The organism is Microvirga sp. GN3 (assembly GCF_055792825.1).
Genome location: NZ_JBVVAK010000164.1, coordinates 1 through 16,086, shown reverse-complemented (window position 1 = coordinate 16,086; position 16,086 = coordinate 1). Strand labels below are relative to the sequence as shown.

Here is a 16,086-nt window from a genome sequence, read left to right as displayed (position 1 = left end):
CCAACTCCTGCCAACGCGTTCCCCATATTCCAGACCTCATCGCGATGAAACAGACGCAACGAGCGCCCGCGATCGCAGTCCAGAACGGCAAACATCAACATGTCTCATGAATAGGGTGGGCTAGGACGGCTCTGTTGCATTAACCTGTCAAGCCGCAGGATCTAGTAGCTGCTCCAGCGGATAGATACGCTATAGCTTGTGCCTCGCACAGTTAATGCAACATGGGGTTATTCCGGGCCTGGTGCCCTTCGACGGCAAACTGAGGTCTGATGTGATCAGGCCCAAAGTGGAAGCCAACGGAGAGTATCCTCATGAAGCAGGATGTCGGGTTGGACGTGTCGCTGGAGCAAACCGCCGTCTGCATCGTCGACAACCATGGGAAGGCGCTCTGGCGCGGCAAATGCGCCTCGACGCCCGAGGCCATTGCCGCAGTCATCAATGCGAAAGCGTCGCATGTCGAGCGGATTGGCCTGGAACGCGGCCCGTTGTCGACTTGGCACTGGCACGAGCTCACAAAGCTTGGTTTACCTGTGATCTGCCTCGATGCCCGTCATGCCAAGGCAGCGCTGTCGCTGCAGGTGAACAAGACTGAACCGAATGATGCTCTGGGGCTGGCGCAGATCGTGCGCACGAGATGGTATCGGGAGGTCACCGGCAAGAGCCTGGACAGCCAAGTGGTCCGTAGCTTTCTCAGCTCACGAGCCCACCTGATGGATGTGCGCGTGTACCTGATCAACCAGATCCGTGGCATGCTCAAGCCCTTCGGCCTGGTGGCCGGCAAGGGAGGCCGCCAGCTCTTCATTGATCGCGTGCGCGAACTGGTGGCCAATGGGCCGCTGAAGGATGCTGTCGAGGCGCTCCTGACAGTGTTGCAGGAGGTCAGCCGACAGATCGGCATCCTCTCCCGTCGCCTCCTGGGGCTGGCGCGCCAGGATCAGGCGGCCCGCCGTCTATGACGGCTCCCGGAGTCGGCTCTCTGGTCGCATTGGCGTTTGTCAGCGTCATCGATGCGCCAGAACGGTTCTCAAAGTCCTCGAGTGTGGGAGCTTATCTTGGGCTGACCCCACGACGATACCAGTCAGGCGAGAGCGACCGGAGCGGTCGGATCTCCAAATGCGGCGATCCGCTCCTGCGAACCTATCTCTTTGAAGCAGCAGGCATCATTCTCAACCACGTCTCGCGTTGGTCGCCGATCAAGGCCCGGGGCACCCGGCTTGCCAAGAAGGTGGGCGGCAAGAAGGCGACTGTAGCGGTCGCGCGTAAGCTGGCGGTGGCGTGTTAGACAATGGTGCAAAGTTTGCGATCAGCATTGTCCATACAGTGACTCGTGCGGCTCTCCGGCGTCACACGACAGGTCCTGTGTTAACCCCTTCAACGGCTCTGGACAAACCAGACCGATGACGGACGAGGACCGCCATGGCCAAGCTTTGCAAGCGGCGCCGCCCGCTGCGCCTTGAGGTCGGCTTCGAGGTCAGACGGGGCAGTCGGGACGTCTTGGGACGCGCCTACGAGCGCCTCCTGCCCCTGCGCACCTGTTTGCTGCCATCACGGGCACAGGCCGCCATTTCCGAGGGAGCATGCGATGAGAACTCCGCATCTGAGAGCCGTTTCGGCCCCGCAGACCCTGCAGGTCGCCCTCTACGCCCGGGTCTCCTCCGACCAGCAGGCTGAGCATCACACCATCGATAGCCAGCTGGCGGAATTGACCGCGCGAGCAGAGCAGGATGGCCATGGCATTCGGGACGATCTGCGGTTCATCGACAACGGCCACAGCGGTGCCAGCCTGATCCGCCCGGCCCTGGAGCGGTTGCGCGATCTCGTGGCGCTGTCGGCGATTGATCTCGTCTATGTCCATGCCCCGGATCGTCTCGCCCGCAGCTACGCGCATCAGGTTCTGCTGCTCGAAGAATTCACCCACGCCGGCACGCAGGTGATCTTCCTCAATCATCCGATCGGGACCACGCCCGAGGACGCCCTGCTGCTGCAGTTGCAGGGCATGTTCGCCGAGTACGAGAGAGCCAAGGTGCTGGAGCGCAGCCGGCGCGGCAAGCGCCACCGCGCCCGCACTGGTGCCGTCAGTGTCCTGTCCCGGGCCCCCTTCGGCTACTGCTACATCACGCGTGAGGCTGGTGGGGGAGAGGCACGCTACGAGATTGACGAGGGGGCCGCCCGGATTGTGCGCCAGATCTTCACCTGGGTCGGGCACGAGCGCTTGACGCTGGCCGGGGGTCTGCCGGCGCCTGCACGACAGCGGGCTTCCAAGCCCGACCGGTCAACCGCACTGGAGCCGGGCGATAAAGCATGCTGCTCAACCCGGCCTATGCGGGACAGGCGCTCTATGGTCGGCGCCAAAGCGTGCCGTGGCGGCCGCCGCTGCATCCGCCGCGCGGCCATGATGGCCTGCCGCGGCGGCCGTGGCGGCAAGTGCTCGCCCCGACTGAGCGGCACATCAGCATCGCGGTGCCGGCGATTGTCGGCGAAGAGCTCTTTGCGAGTGTCGCCGAGCAGTTGGAGGAGAACCGCAGACGCGGTCGCGAGCGGCTTGCGGGCGTGCAGTATCTGCTGCGCGGCCTGCTGGTCTGCGAGAAGTGCGGCTATGGGTTCACCGGCCATCACCATCGCGGGCAGTGGCGCTACTATCGCTGTTGCGGTACCGACCGGAGCCGCTTCCGCGGTGCGTTCCGGTGTGATGCCCGGCTAGTCGCCACGGAGTTGCTTGATGAGGCGGTGTGGACCGAAGTCTGCCGGCTGCTCGATAATCCGGCACGGGTTATCGCCGAGTATCAGCGGCGCCTTGACGCCGTGCAGGCCACGCCGCATCGGCTCGAACTCGATGCCCTCGACCGTCAACGGGCCAAGGCCCGCCGCGCGATCGAGCGGCTGATCGACAGCTACACCGAGGGGCTGATCGAGAAGCCCGAATTCGAGCCGCGCCTGGCCGCATTGCGCCGCCGGACAGCCCGGCTGGAAGCTGAGACCAAGGCTCACCAGGAAGCCGATGAGCAAGTCCGCTCGCTGCACCTCGTCATTGGTAAACTCGACCTGTTTGCCGCGATGGTGCGCGAGCGACTCGGGGCTGCAGATTGGACGACGAAGCGCGACATCATCTGCACTCTCGTCAAGCGCATCGAGGTGGCCGATGATGTTGTTCGGGTGATCATCCGGGTTGATCCGAGCTTCTCAGGTCCACCTGAGACAGGTCGAACTTTGCACCATTGTCCAACACGTCGTCGTCATGCACCGGATCTGGAGCGATGGAACGGAGTTCCGTTGGACGAAAGATCCTCTCGTGCAGCCATCCCTTTGATCGCCCGTTAGGGAGAAGACACCGAAGTTCCGCCTGCCGGTGGAAAGCTGTCCCTCGCGGGACGATGGATGAGGTAAGTTCGTGCTGGCCTTTGCATCGATTGCCACGGTGATCAATGCGCTCATCAGATTGGGCCGCCTCATCCTTCTCATCCCACTATGGGAGGGCAGAATGCCGATCCCAGAGAGAAGCAAGAGCTCGCGAGGAATGCGCGACACCGGAGGGTTGAAAAGAGAATGCCTGACGTGGAGGTGCCGAATAGAGAAGGGCCAGCGGTCATATGAACCGCACTCACAGGCCGTAGATATGACTCACATGGCCACTTGCACTCTCGTTCAACAAAACCCTTGCCGGCAGGGAGCGTCTAGATATGACGATGCCGGAGCTCACGTTCAACGCTGCCGGCAAGCAGATGACTTGGGGGTGGATACAGACCTAGCTCGTGCTGCGAGGCAGGGAAATTTAATTGTTCATCGGCCTCTAACTTCGCAGAAGCCGGTGTATGGAACGGGCACTCCGCCGGATTAAATCGCCGTGATTACTCCTCGTTTCTTAAGATCATAAGTGTATGGTCATATTTTTAGCCATTTTTACTGATGATCCATTGAGGGACAATTGCTCATCACTATTTTCGAAGGATCTTAGATGCGCACAAGGAAGAAACGCTGACCAAAAGAAAGTATTCTCTTCTTGGCAGCCTCGCAGTGCCGCCCGGCCCCAGAAGCTGGAGCCTGCATCGATATGGCGACGAGGCGAAGGCCCATTGCAGCGAGGCCACTTGGAGAGGGTGGTGACTGGCACTCTCGGTGGTAAGTCAGTCTTCGTATACAGTGTAACTAACAAGAGCCGGGCCGGCCTAGCAAGCTTCTCGTTTCACCAGTCATAAGGTTGATAGATGACCACTACCGACCAGAGGAGGGCTACAATGGGTAAGTGCATCGACCTCGTCACGAGGGAACTGGACATCACCGTCAAGACTGGGAAGAGGGCCGTCATTGTCGAACTGACCGGCTTTGCGCTCAGCCCTGGCGGCAGGCGGAGCGCGTCTGGCAGGAGTTCTCGCCCTCCTCCTGCCGCCAGATCGCCAACGCTCTGCTGGAGGCGGCCTCTGAGGCGCACGGCAATGGCATGATGGCGCACGCGATCATAAGGGGTATTGACGAGGACGACGGTGCGTAATTCACAGAAGGCGCTCGCCATGCCTCGCTATTTTTTCAGTCTAAACAATGGTTGCGTTCTGACCGATCGGGAGGGCGAAGAGTTTCCTGGGATCACAGTAGCGCGCGATGAAGCAATCCGCATGGCTGGCCGGATTCTGCGCAATGAAGGGCAGAGGGTTTTGAGCAGCACAGAGTGGTGCATGGAGGTCTTCGATGATGCTCGGCAGATTGTGTTCCGGTTGCGCGTCTCAGGCGAGGATATAGGCCCAGATCTTGAAATCTAGATCGGTCCCAGCACGATGCGTAAATAGCAGAAGCGTCTTTATGAAACCGGATATAGCGTATTCGGAAGACTTTTGGCTTCGTTGCTGTGGCACTCGAGCAGCGGGCCAGTGGAAGAGGCTCTTATGTCACTGCCTGTAACAGCATGAATATCCATGAATGCTTTCCCGTCATCCGAATTGGGCAAGCTTCTGGACAAACCGGAAGAGACGGGCATCGCGGACGGCCTCTGCGGCCTCGACTTGCTCCATCTTGTGGTCTGAAACCAGGTGAAGCGCGATTTGTGCCAAGGGCTGAGTTTCAGGTCAGCAACTTCTTTCCACAGCAACAAACCCGCGCTTCACAGACCCGAGAACAAGGGGATCACGATGACCCTCATTCTTCGACCGTACGTGGCACCGACGAGCCCAGATCGCTTCCCATTCCAGCTGACAGATAAGGCAGCGGAGTTGGCTGATCTCGCGCCCATCAAGATCGAGGATGCCGACACTTTCTGCACAGCGGCGGAGGACGCACGGGTCAAGTCGACGTTCTATTACTTCCCCCGTCTGCATTTCTCCGAGTGGTCCAGGACGCGCGTTTTGCGCTGGGAGCGTTGCGGTGGGTCCCTCTTAGTCTATCAGATCCATCGCGATAAAGCCGGGTCACGGATGAACCTGTACTTTCCGCCGCTTCCCTTCGATGCGGCGGCGCTGCGGCACGCAGTGCAGCGGATGCGGGACTTCAACAGCGGCCGCTCGGGTCCGATCATCCACGTGCAGGAAAGTGATGCTCTGCCGGTGGCACGGGCAGGCTTTGCGATCTCCTTCAAGGAAGAAGAGTTCATCTACGACCGCTCAGCCGTGATGGCGTTGGAGGGAGCCGGCTTCCGGAGCCTGCGGCAAGAGCTGTCACGGGCTCTCAAGGCGGGCGTGGTCGAGACGCGCCCCTACACGATGGTGGATCAGCCCGCCTGCCTTGCGCTCACCGAGGCTTGGCGGGAGCGGCTCAACGGAGACGGCATGAAGGTCGGCGCCTCATATCGCTACACGGTCGCCTGCCTGACGGCAGCGGACCGGTTCCTGCCCACCCTGCTCAGGGGAATTGTGGTCGAGATTGACGGAGAGGTGCGCGGCTTTGCCTTCTCGGGTTCGATCACCTTGACCTCAGGGTGCAACTTCATCTGCCTCACCGATATTCGGTTCCGGGGGGTGCCGCAGCTCCTGCGCTACCGCCTCATGGCCGAGTTTCCCGACCTGATCCACTTCAACGACTCGAGCGATTCCGGGCGGCCCGGGCTGCGTGAGCTGAAGCAACGGTTCAGGCCGGTGGAGATGCACCGAGTCTTCAAAGCCCGGGAACCCTGACCGCAATAGGCGAGCCAGAAATGGTAGAGCAGGTGCGGAAAAGGCTGGCTGGCGAGGCATGGTCAACTTAACCTAGGAGTGACGAATTGCTGGCATACGTGAGGGATGAAATCGACCCGTCATCCGTGCTACGCCCGTCACCGCTTCCCGGCTAAGGTGATCGGCTACGCCGTGTGGACACGCTAGAGCATTGGACGGAAACGCAGATTCAAAGGCTTCCCTCCGGGGCGCGGGAGTGATTCCCTTCTGAGGCCAGGAGTTGGATCGTGACCCAGATGTATGGACCGACCGTGCGTCGCAAGAGGCTTTGGAGATGGTGAGGTTGGTCGTGCGCTAAAGCGCTTTTGGTTTCAGTGTAGGGCATAGCCGGCATGCCTGATCCAGCCTTTGGCATCTTTTGCGGTGATGGTGTCGAGGGCTGGTTTGAGTTCCGCCTCCAGGGCTTCGAGAGTGCGTGCGGCTTTCGCCTTGAGCCGCTCTTTCACCTTGGCCCAGGCCTGCTCGATCGGGTTGAACTCGGGCGAATAGCGGGGCAGGTACAACAGCCCGATCCCGGCCTGGGTGAGAAGCTCAATGACTTCGGTGGCATGGTGCGGGCGCAGGTTGTCCATCACCGGAATCGCATCCGGCTTCACCTGCCGGAGTTTGGGCACCAGCACCTGCTCGAGATAAGCCAGCAGCACGCAGGTCGAGGTCGACGCCTCGATGCTCATCGTCGCGATCAGGCCCTCACAGGCGAGCGCTCCGAGCACCGTCAGCCGCTGCCACGAGCCGAGCGGGATACTTCCGTACGCCCGCTGCCCACGCGGCGCTCGCGCATGGGTGCGGGCCATCTTGGTCGTCACGCCGCTTTCATCCAGGAACACCAAGCGTTCCGCGGGCATGTCGCTCATCTGCTGGCGGTAAGCCTCGCGCTCGGCGGCAACCTCGGGCCGATCCTGCTCGGCCGCCCGAAGGGTCTTTTTTTCGGACGCAGCTTGAGCCGCTTGAGCGCCTCGCAGATCACCGCGATGCAGACCGTCACGCCCGTTCTCTCGGCCAGGCGTTCGCGGTACTCACGCAGTAGCGCGTCGTTGTCTTCGATCACGAGCTGACGCAGCACCGCCAGAGCTGCCGCATCCAGGCGCGAGGGCACGCCGCCGCTGTGCGGCTTCGCAGCACGTCGGCCTTCCTCGCGCTCTTGGCGGCGCCAGTTCGACACGGTGGCGGGACAGACCTGGAAGCGGCGGGCGATCTCGACCTGAGGAAGGTCGCCCCGTTCGCAGGCGACCAGAACGCGCTCACGCAAATCAGCGGAATAGGGCTGGGACATGGCTCGCCTCCTGGGCCATATCCCAGTCAACGCACAGATCACCCAAATGGATTCAAGCCCAGATCAAAAGCGCTTTAATGTATCCAGCTCTTACGGAGCCGAGCTCCGTGACCATCATGAATATCCGCGCGCATCCGGTCTCATAAGCTACTCGGCCCTGACTGGCCAAATGGGTCACCAGAGCACGAATGCGACGGCGCGACCGTTCTCCATCTCGTCTTTCTCTCGCAGACCTCGGCGAGCTCTAAGCGACCGACGTAGGTTGGGGCTGGGTCGACTTAACCTGCCACACCCGCTGTTCGCGGTTCATAGGTGCGGTTCCGGCTCAACACGCTCCAGGCAATCCGAGCCAGCTTATTGGCGAGAGCCGCCGCGAGCACGTTGTGGTGCAGCCGTCCTGCAGCGGTGAGGTTCTCCTGGACGATGCTGCGCGCGATTCCAAGCCTCTCGGCGATGTCGCGCACGCTCACGCCGTTACGGGGAAGGCGCAGCATCTGTCTCAACTGTCTCATGGTCAGCTTCCTCTTGGCGGGCATTCCGTTCTCCTCGTTGACGTGAGGAGTGTGATGCCCGAGTTGCTAACCCAGGGGATCGTCAGAGTAGGGAAAGTGTCCGGTGATTGATTGGAACGGTGTCCGGCTTCATTCCGGAATGCTGTCCGGCTTCAAATCGGAATACATGTCCAGATTGCGCTGGAATCCGCACTGTGCCGGATCACACGGCCCTGAGCCGTCGCGCCCAGACCTTAGAGGTGCCAGGACCATGTCCGTGCTCCAGAGGACCTGTTCACCTGCTGGTCGACAGCACAGGCCTGCGGCTCTGTGGTGCCGGCGAATGGCTAGTCGACAAGCATGGCACCGGGAGGCGAAGAGCCTGGAGAAAACTGCACATCAGCGTCGATGCGCACACCGGGCAAATCCTTGCATCGGAATTGTCTGCGAGCGATGTCGATGACCGCTCGTAGGTTGAGCCCTTGCTCGACCAGATTCTAGGTCCACTCGCCTCGTTCATTGGTGATGGAACCTACGATCAGGAGGGTGTGTACCACGCTGTCGCCAAGCATCATCCTGAGGCTGACGTGATCGTTTCACCACGATCAACGGTAGTGCTGACTGTGACGGCGGCGAGCACTCCGACCCGGCGCGATCGGCATCTCCAAAGCATCGCTGTGCATGGACGCATGGGCTGGCAGAAGATGTCCGGATACACTCGCCGTGCTTTGGTGGAAAGCGCAGTAAGTCGCTTCAAACGAGTGATAGGGACGGCGTACGTTCGCGGATAGATTCCCGCCGCAGGACCGAGGTCGCCATCGCCGTTCAGGCTTTGAACCACATGCTTGAGCTTGGATGCCCGAAGTCCGTCCGTATCGCCTGAATGGGGGTCCGTGGGCCTTCAACGCGTGCATAATCCGATTTGTGCAACCAAGCCTCTCAATAAGGGCGTTCGCCATATTTTGCCTTAACATGACCGTTTTTACACGAAAACTTGCTGACCCTAAGGGGGCACTAGGGCGGAGTGAGAGGTAGACGACGATGACCGCTATCCTCATCATCATTGGTCTTTGGCTCGCCGTATGCGGATTGGCAGTCTTTTTGCGGCACCTCAATACACGGAGCTGAATGATGAACGGTCGAGAAGTAAAACGCCCCAACTGGGGTTGAGCCGTGGCTTTGTTACGTTAACTGTGCGAGGCACAAGCTATAGTGTATCTATCCGCTGGAGCAGCTACTAGATCCTGCGGCTTGACAGGTTAATACAACAGAGCCGTTCTCGGGCACGCCGCTCGCACGAACGCGGCAATCAGCATTCACCAAGCTCATGACGCTTCCAACCAGCGCATAACTAATTCGCCAGCAGTATCTTTTTCGAAGCAAGTCCAAGCGGCTGATTGCCGAACGCGTGCAGCACGTCAACCGGGTCAAAGGCCTACTCGCCAGTCAGGGCATTTACGACTTCCAGCCCTCACGCCAGAACCGCTGAAGGTTTGAGCGAGCTGCGCACCGGCGATGGTTACGAACTGCCGTCCCAGCTGCGTCGCGAACTCGAACGCGAGTTCAAGCGGCTGGGATTGGTGCTGGAGCAGATCGGGGTGGTCGAGGCCGAGCGCGATGCAGCGGTGACAGAGCCCGTACCAGAAGATGCCGATGCCGAGAAAGTCGCCTATCTGGCCCGACTGGGAGGCCTCGGCACCAAGACGGCCACGATCCTGGTGCGTGAGGCGCTGTTCCGTCCCTTTGCCACTCACAAGGAAGTCGCGGCCTATGCCGGGCTCACGCCAAGCCCCTTTGACAGCGGGCAGCGGCAGCGTGAACAAGGCATCTCGAAGGCCGGCAATCCGCTCCTGCGCAAGACAATGATCGAGTTGGCCTGGCTGTGGCTGCGCTACCAGCCCGACAGTGACTTGGCGCACTGGTTCCATGAGCGGGTTGGCCCCGCCCGCGGGCCGGGTGCGCAAGATCAGCGCTGTGGCGCTTGCCCGCAAACTTCTGGTGGCCTTGTGGCGATATCTCACCACCGGTGTCGTGCCGGAGGGAGCCCGGCTCAAGGCTGCCTGACAACGGTTCGGCCGGCGCATCAGCGTAGGATGCACCGGACGGGCGGGGGCATGTGATCGGAGCTGGACAGGGTTTGCTGCCGTCGCCAAAGATGGGTCCCACCTCCTCAAGCCGGCTTGCCTGAATGAGGCATTTTGGTCAGAAACAGCTGTTCGAGTGGAAGACGCGAGCAATTTGCTCGCCTTGCCCGGCTTCCCCACCCGACCGCTGCATCCCACAAGAGGGATTATAATAGCAATTGATCTTCCACCTCATACGAGCCCAGCTTAGCATGCTACATTGGACTCACCTCAAATTGGATGAGTAGCCAGGGAATGGCCCTAATGATCTTCACGGAAGACCTGCAACAGAGAGACCTGCATGCCGAAAGAAGCTGACGATCATTTCGGGTTGACGTTGCAAGCGACAGAATTCACGGCGGGCCAGGCGGTGCAGATCGGCGACTGATCCAGGTAGCGCGTTCGCCATGGCGCACTTGACGAGGGCATTGCATTGTTCCTCCGGATTGAGCTCTGGTGCATAGGCCGGCAGATGGGCCACCGCATAGTCCTGCGGGTGGGCCGCGATGAAGGCGGTGGTTGCTCGCGAGCGGTGGGCGTTGAGCCGATCCCAGACCACCAGCAGCGGTGTGCCGACCTTTCGCCGGAAGAAGCGCAGGGCCAGGATGACACAGCGGCTTGAGACGCTGGTGCGGAAGTGGCGGGCATACAGCCGCCCGTCAGGCGTGATCGCCACGATGCTCGACACCTCGCGCCGCTTGCTCACCCGCCGCAGCACCGGGGTCAGCCCGCGCCGCGCCCAGGTCGTGGCCGGCCGGATCCGGAAGCTGTGGCCTGTCTCATCCACGAGCAGCAGGGTCCGGTGCTCCCGGCGCGCCTTTTTTTGAGCGCCACCCACTCGCGCTTGGGCCAGACCGCAATCACGAGTTCGTCGCGTTCCTTGGCCGTTGTGGCCGGACGCTGCACGCTGAAGCCGTGCGCCTTGAGCGGCCGCTCCAGGTAGCGCGGATGATAGTGAACCCCGAACTCGCGCTCGACCAGGGCCGCGATGCGCTCAAGCGTCCACCGTTCGGTGGCAAAGCCCGCCGCGATGGCACCCCGGTCCAGGAGCCGCCCAAGGCGGGTCCAGGCTTTCTCATCCAGGCGGGGAAGCTGTCCTGGAATGGGGCGAGCCTCCCGGCCGTGCAGGCCCTCTTGGGCGAGGGTTGCCGCCCAGCGGCAGACACTGGCGCGGCAGACCCCAAGTTTCCGGGCGATCTCGGCCTGAGAAAGCTGCCCTTGCCGCAACAGCCTCGCGGCCTCCAGGCGACGCTCCTCCATTTGCTCGGATGTCAAATGCGTCGGGCGCCAAAAGTCGTCATCCATCGCGCACCTCCTCACGAGGGTCGACATCGCCCTATGTTACACCATCTTCGTGAAGATCATTAGAACGCTTTGCTGAGGCGACCTCCGCAGTCGCGGGTGCTCCTAATCACGATCCGCTCCTGATCGGGATGATGCGAGCGAGAAGGAAGCCGACATCCGCCGCCATCGCGGCAGCACATGCCGCTGTCATGCAAGGGGCAGACCTAATTTACTTCAACCCCACTGATGTCGACTTCACAAATGAAAGCGTGAGTGGCTGGAAGTATGTCCAACATATGTGGGTACGGGTAAAGAATAGAATTCCAGACGTTGTGATAAATGACTTCTCCTCAATGGACCATGATGAAGTTTGGCGACAAATAAGTGCACGGGTTCCATTCACGTCGCCTACAATCGGAGACAAGTCCGAGATTCTTACGCGCATGGGAGAGGCTAAGTTCTATCCGGATCTTCAAATCCCAACGAAGAGAATAATCTCGTTTCAGAATTTTCTTGTTTTCTTGGATGAAAATCGGAAAGTTGTCGTTAAACCTCAGAATAGTTCCCAAGGCCGTAATGTGTGGTTCATCGGCTGTGATGGTGCAGGTTTTATTGTAATCGGTGACGATGGTCAGCATGAGTTCAGCGAGAGCGATCTTGTCGCGTTTTTTAGGAAATACTTACATCGCAGGCATTTTTTAGCTCAGAGATACATCGAATCGAGAACTAAGTCCGGCTTGCCGTTTGACATCAGAATCCATGTGCGGCGCAATTCTGAGGCGAGATGGGAGATCGTGAACATCTATCCGAGAATCGGCTCGGGGAGGGGCATAACTTCCAACTTGAATGCTGGTGGCAGCGCGGGGCTCCTGACCGGATTTTTGCATGAACAGTATGGGGAGAAGGCTGAAGGCATCCACAGTTTGCTTACGGAACTCGGGGCTAACATGCCTCGCCGTTTTCAGAGACTCTATGATGACAGGATTATTGATGCGCTTGGCATAGATCTTGGAATAGATGAATCTGGGCGGCCATGGCTGTTTGAGATGAACCCAGTACTAGGTGCCAAATTCTTTAGCCTTGACACAGCCATCCGTAAGGTAGGATATGCGATTCTCTTGGCGACTAAGGGTCGTCAAAGGGAGGACTTTCTGAGTGAGGGATTACCTGCCCTCAGGGCTCACAATCAGTATATGAAGTCAGTGTCAGGGCAAGGATAACACGGAACAAATCAGCGGATCTTTTAGATAGTATGATATTCGGCGTTGATGCCGAGATTGGAGAGATCCTCGCCTCAGACTTGACGATCAGCGATGTCGATGATGGCTCACAGGTCGATCCCTTGCTCGACCAGATCACGGGTCCACTTGCCTCCTTCACGGGTGACGGCGCCTACGATCAGACGAGCATCTACGACACGACCGCCAAGCGCTCTCCGATGCTGACGTGATCGTCCCGGCCCGCTCAACAGTGGTGCTGACTGAGACGGTGGAGAGCGCTCCGACCCAACGCGACCGGCACCTCCGAAGCATCGCAGAGCATGGACGCACGGGTTTGCAGAAGAGGTCTGGGTACAATCATCGTGCCCTGGGGAGGCTGCCATCAGCCGGCTTAAACGAGTGATCGGCACGAGCTTACCCTCGCAGACGGAACCCCGGTGCGCAACTGAGGTCGCCATCGCAGTTCATGTCCTCAACCGCATGCTTGAGCTTGGGCACCCGAAGCCCGTCCGCGTTGCTTGAATTCAAGCTCGTCGGCCTTCAATGCGCGCATAGTTCGATCCGTGCAACAAAGCCCTGTATCAACCCCATTGTTATCTGTTTTTCGGCAGCGTTAAATGTGAATTTCTGCTTAAATGCTGCAAGCGCACGATTTCGTCCTGCATCGCCGGCATTGATCCACTCCCGGTCAGGATACAACTTGGCGTGTTCGTGGACAATCAAAGGACCTACATCGAACTCATGGTCGCCTCTGCCATAAAAATAAGCCGCCCATGATGCGCCGAGATGGCCACCCACGCTGTAGCCGATCACATCATCATCCAGCATGACGGCCAGATGCCGCACGCCCAAAGGCTCCAGCATAGCCAGGTTTTCTAGGGTCCAGACAGTGCGGGCTCGAAGAAACGTGGACTTACCTTGTGCTTTCTTAGCTTCGTACCACCGATCATTGCATGCCAGCACGCGATCCAGGTTCGCGGGGCAGATCGGCTCGACATGTACGCCGGCTTTCAGGAGCTTGCGGATAGTTCGGCGGTGTCCTTGCAGTGAGGACCCGAGCATTTCAGAGACGGTTTCACGTCGCCACACGAATTCATGTTTGCTCTTAGCAATGATTACGTTGTTCCTCCAAGCTCCCTCACGCTGCGCAGGAACGGGTCCCAAGAGACTACCAGGATTGAGTGTCTGTGCCTCACGTTTGACGACATGCTGATACTCGTCCCAATCGGACACCAGAGGCAGGAGCTTGGTCTTCTTGCCGAGGCGAAGGAGAATACAGTCCCGCTTCACCTCCTCTGAGGCACCATGGGCCAAGTCCTCCGCCAGCTTGAGCAGGCTCATGTCAAATGCAGGCCCCCCGAGCGCCTCCAGGTTCCGGCCCCACTCAGCAGCGCGGGTGAAGGTCTCACGCTCTAACCAGGATCTCTCCAGGGGCGGCAGATCCGACTGCTCCCGCTTTGGAAGCCGTCCGAGACGTTCCCTGGCACCAGCATGATCCGGCTCTTTCACGAGGATGCTGTTGTAGATCTGCTCCGCCTCACGAAAGCGCGACAACTTGCGCAGTTGTACGGCTATCTTCAGCTTCAGGTCTGTTCTGGTCGGATTGGCTGCCAAGGCAGCTTGGTAGTAGTTCAGGGCCAACCGGGGCTTGCCGCGCGCTTGCGCAATGTGGCCTAGCCCGGAAAGAGCCCGGACCAGATTTGGGTGACCCTCAAGCAGGCTCAGATAGAGGGCTTCCGCCTCGTCGAGACGAGACAGCGTTCGAAGCTCCAGCGCCATCTCGAGCTTCGGGCGCGTCCGGCGCGGCGCTGCTGCCAGTGCGGCTTCGAAATAGCCCAGTGCAGCGGCTGTGTCGCCACGCTGCCGGCCCAGATAACCCAAGCTCAGTAGAGCCCGGTAATCGTTCGGCTGTTTCTCCAATATGAACTGATACACAACCTCCGCTGCCTTGCGCAGTGCCGTGGCAGCTTCGAGGCGAACCTGAATTGGTGCCTGCGCTTCACCGTCTGCAGGAACAGCTCGCCTATCGGTGTCCGTTGCGGAAGCAGGGCTTGTCTGTGCAGGTTGCGGGATCATGGTGGCCTCCAGCGACGATCCAGACAATTTGCGTTACTATTGCACCTCAAGGGAGCGAGCTGGGACAGCGAGTCAACTCTGCGTGAGGCTCATCTCGACATTTGTTCATGAAGATCAAACGATCGCTATAGACAGAATTGAGTCCGTTTCTGCTAATGTGAGGTATGACAAATTTTTGGAACAATCCTCATTGATGAATTTCTAGATCCAATGGCCATACTACAATATGCTATTTACCTTGGCTCGTTATCCCGGTACCGCCACGATTTTTCTCCAAGATACCCAAGCTGTACCGGCAGATCCTGTACTTGGTGCCAGTCCCTACCGTGGGGGTGAACTGGCCTGCAACTAGGACACTGCCATGATACCAAGCGGCCCAAGCCTAATGCAGGCGATTCTCGACGGAGTTACCTTCGATGTTTATACCTATAAACCAGAGGGCACGATCAATGGCATCTCCCTGATCTATCACGGCAACTCGCGCACGGCGGACAAATACCGCGACTACGCCATCGACCTCGCCAATCGCAAAGGCCTTGTGGTGGCTGCGCCGCTGTTTGATCAAGCCCGGTTTGCCAGCCACGCCTACCATCGTGGCGGCTTGTTGGACTCTTCCGACAACCTTAAGCCCGCCAGCGAATGGACCACACGCTTCGTGGCGCTCCTAGCTACATGGGTGCGAACGGAGCAGGAGAGCTCGCGGCTGCCGTACTGGTGTTGGGGTCATTCGGCCGGGGGGCAGTTTCTATCACGCGTGGCTGCGTTTGAGCAGAATGCCACTGAGCGCATCATCATTGCCAACGCCTCAACCCATGTGCTGCCGCTGCTCGGCAGCTATCCCGATGGCGAGGCGGTGCCGTATGGCATGGGCGGCGTCTACAAAGGCGCCAAGGAGCGGGAAAAACTGCGCGGCTATCTTGCAATGCCGGTAACGATCTACCTCGGCACCGAGGATGATGACCCTGATGACCCCGACCTGACCATGACTCCTGAGGCCCAGCGTCAAGGTCAGCAGCGTAAGGAACGCGGCGAGCGGACCTTTGCGCTCGGCCAGCACCAGGCCGCCGCTCTGGGCTGCCCATTCGGCTGGGAGTTAGTCTATGCGCCGGAGAGTGAGCATTCAGCTTCGCTGATGATCCATTCACAATGCTTGCTCAAGGCTATGGAGCTGTTCAACTTCCCCAACGCAAAGCAGAAGCCGCGCAGGCGCTAACAAGCTCACCAATTGATGCGATGAGGCCGACCTTCAAACCTGTAGTACGCCAGGACAAAGGTGGCGTCTGAGTTGGATTGCCACAGCTTCCGCTAACGCCACGAAAGCGCCTGAGCTGAACACCGTCGAGACTAGAGCAACGGGCATCCAGACGAATCCATATCCGGCCGCGGTGAAGTAGTTGCGGCATTCCTCAGCCTCGACCCCATCGCAGATGTCGCCGATGGCCCGCCAGAGCGCGTCAAAGGTGCGGGCTTCGGCCTTGCGCAGGT

General features: G+C 59.6%; 17 protein-coding genes and 3 pseudogenes. 12 read left to right on the top strand and 8 right to left on the bottom strand.

Annotated elements, in window-relative coordinates:
* Nucleotides 1-311 precede the first annotated feature (311 nt).
* The 5 genes and pseudogenes from ACS5Q1_RS39780 to ACS5Q1_RS39760 all read left to right on the top strand — a co-directional run bounded on the left by ACS5Q1_RS39780 (nucleotide 312) and on the right by ACS5Q1_RS39760 (nucleotide 3,318).
* On the top strand, nucleotides 312-956 hold the full coding sequence (locus ACS5Q1_RS39780; RefSeq protein WP_473103409.1) for an IS110 family transposase: 645 nt from the start codon (nucleotides 312-314) through the stop codon (nucleotides 954-956).
* On the top strand, nucleotides 953-1,282 hold the full coding sequence (locus ACS5Q1_RS39775) for a transposase (RefSeq protein ID WP_473103408.1): 330 nt from the start codon (nucleotides 953-955) through the stop codon (nucleotides 1,280-1,282). Before ACS5Q1_RS39780 ends, ACS5Q1_RS39775 begins: the two co-directional genes overlap by 4 nt.
* A 300-nt stretch (nucleotides 1,283-1,582) precedes the next feature.
* Nucleotides 1,583-2,014 (top strand): annotated as a pseudogene (locus ACS5Q1_RS39770) (recombinase family protein); the annotation flags it as partial.
* 287 nt (nucleotides 2,015-2,301) lie between these two features.
* Nucleotides 2,302-2,682: pseudogene (locus ACS5Q1_RS39765) on the top strand (recombinase zinc ribbon domain-containing protein); the annotation flags it as partial.
* Nucleotides 2,683-2,727: 45 nt separating this feature from the next.
* Nucleotides 2,728-3,318, top strand: coding sequence for a hypothetical protein (locus tag ACS5Q1_RS39760; RefSeq protein WP_473103411.1), 591 nt, complete (start codon nucleotides 2,728-2,730; stop codon nucleotides 3,316-3,318).
* Nucleotides 3,319-4,180: 862 nt separating this feature from the next.
* Here ACS5Q1_RS39760 and ACS5Q1_RS39755 read toward each other — a convergent pair.
* Entirely contained in the window at nucleotides 4,181-4,507 is a 327-nt protein-coding gene (locus ACS5Q1_RS39755) for a hypothetical protein (protein ID WP_473103407.1), read from the bottom strand.
* Between ACS5Q1_RS39755 and ACS5Q1_RS39750 the strand changes: the two genes are divergently transcribed.
* Both ACS5Q1_RS39750 and ACS5Q1_RS39745 read left to right on the top strand, forming a co-directional pair.
* The gene (locus ACS5Q1_RS39750) at nucleotides 4,506-4,751 is read left to right on the top strand and encodes a DUF6894 family protein (protein ID WP_473103406.1); all 246 of its coding nucleotides are present in this window, start codon (nucleotides 4,506-4,508) and stop codon (nucleotides 4,749-4,751) included. The two genes, ACS5Q1_RS39755 and ACS5Q1_RS39750, sit on opposite strands and share 2 nt — an antisense overlap.
* A gap of 366 nt (nucleotides 4,752-5,117) precedes the next feature.
* Nucleotides 5,118-6,095: a phosphatidylglycerol lysyltransferase domain-containing protein gene (locus ACS5Q1_RS39745; RefSeq protein WP_473103405.1), complete on the top strand. Its 978-nt coding sequence runs from the start codon at nucleotides 5,118-5,120 to the stop codon at nucleotides 6,093-6,095.
* Nucleotides 6,096-6,445: 350 nt separating this feature from the next.
* On the opposite strand, the gene ACS5Q1_RS39740 is transcribed toward ACS5Q1_RS39745, so the two are convergent.
* From ACS5Q1_RS39740 to ACS5Q1_RS39730, 3 genes are all read right to left on the bottom strand, one after another.
* A complete protein-coding gene (locus ACS5Q1_RS39740; RefSeq protein ID WP_473103410.1) occupies nucleotides 6,446-7,096 on the bottom strand; it encodes an IS630 family transposase in 651 nt (216 codons plus the stop codon).
* Nucleotides 6,985-7,407, bottom strand: coding sequence for a helix-turn-helix domain-containing protein (locus ACS5Q1_RS39735; RefSeq protein ID WP_473103404.1), 423 nt, complete (start codon nucleotides 7,405-7,407; stop codon nucleotides 6,985-6,987). The genes ACS5Q1_RS39740 and ACS5Q1_RS39735 overlap by 112 nt, the downstream gene beginning before the upstream one ends.
* Before the next feature lie 278 nt (nucleotides 7,408-7,685).
* A complete protein-coding gene (locus ACS5Q1_RS39730) occupies nucleotides 7,686-7,943 on the bottom strand; it encodes a helix-turn-helix domain-containing protein (protein WP_473103403.1) in 258 nt (85 codons plus the stop codon).
* Nucleotides 7,944-8,038: 95 nt separating this feature from the next.
* Here ACS5Q1_RS39730 and ACS5Q1_RS39725 point away from each other — a divergent pair, with 95 nt between their 5' ends.
* Nucleotides 8,039-8,371 (top strand): transposase, encoded by a 333-nt coding sequence (locus ACS5Q1_RS39725; protein ID WP_473103402.1) that lies wholly within the window; start codon nucleotides 8,039-8,041, stop codon nucleotides 8,369-8,371.
* Between the two features lie 1,020 nt (nucleotides 8,372-9,391).
* Nucleotides 9,392-10,018, top strand: a complete 627-nt coding sequence (locus tag ACS5Q1_RS39720) for a transposase (RefSeq protein ID WP_473103401.1) — start codon at nucleotides 9,392-9,394, stop codon at nucleotides 10,016-10,018.
* 274 nt (nucleotides 10,019-10,292) lie between these two features.
* Here ACS5Q1_RS39720 and ACS5Q1_RS39715 read toward each other — a convergent pair whose 3' ends face one another.
* Both ACS5Q1_RS39715 and ACS5Q1_RS39710 read right to left on the bottom strand, forming a co-directional pair.
* Nucleotides 10,293-10,808: a transposase gene (locus ACS5Q1_RS39715; protein WP_473100279.1), complete on the bottom strand. Its 516-nt coding sequence runs from the start codon at nucleotides 10,806-10,808 to the stop codon at nucleotides 10,293-10,295.
* On the bottom strand, nucleotides 10,745-11,326 hold the full coding sequence (locus tag ACS5Q1_RS39710) for a winged helix-turn-helix domain-containing protein (RefSeq protein ID WP_473103400.1): 582 nt from the start codon (nucleotides 11,324-11,326) through the stop codon (nucleotides 10,745-10,747). The genes ACS5Q1_RS39715 and ACS5Q1_RS39710 overlap by 64 nt, the downstream gene beginning before the upstream one ends.
* A gap of 128 nt (nucleotides 11,327-11,454) precedes the next feature.
* On the opposite strand from ACS5Q1_RS39710, the gene ACS5Q1_RS39705 reads away from it, so the two are divergent.
* Entirely contained in the window at nucleotides 11,455-12,525 is a 1,071-nt protein-coding gene (locus tag ACS5Q1_RS39705) for a YheC/YheD family protein (protein ID WP_473103399.1), read from the top strand.
* Nucleotides 12,526-12,557: 32 nt separating this feature from the next.
* The gene (locus ACS5Q1_RS39700) at nucleotides 12,558-12,755 is read left to right on the top strand and encodes a hypothetical protein (protein ID WP_473103398.1); all 198 of its coding nucleotides are present in this window, start codon (nucleotides 12,558-12,560) and stop codon (nucleotides 12,753-12,755) included.
* A 310-nt stretch (nucleotides 12,756-13,065) separates the two neighbouring features.
* Here ACS5Q1_RS39700 and ACS5Q1_RS39695 read toward each other — a convergent pair whose 3' ends face one another.
* Nucleotides 13,066-14,601: a tetratricopeptide repeat protein gene (locus ACS5Q1_RS39695; protein WP_473103397.1), complete on the bottom strand. Its 1,536-nt coding sequence runs from the start codon at nucleotides 14,599-14,601 to the stop codon at nucleotides 13,066-13,068.
* Between the two features lie 385 nt (nucleotides 14,602-14,986).
* Between ACS5Q1_RS39695 and ACS5Q1_RS39690 the strand changes: the two genes are divergently transcribed.
* Entirely contained in the window at nucleotides 14,987-15,814 is an 828-nt protein-coding gene (locus ACS5Q1_RS39690; protein WP_473103396.1) for an alpha/beta fold hydrolase, read from the top strand.
* A gap of 33 nt (nucleotides 15,815-15,847) precedes the next feature.
* Here ACS5Q1_RS39690 and ACS5Q1_RS39685 read toward each other — a convergent pair.
* Nucleotides 15,848-16,086, bottom strand: a pseudogene (locus tag ACS5Q1_RS39685) (hypothetical protein); the annotation flags it as partial.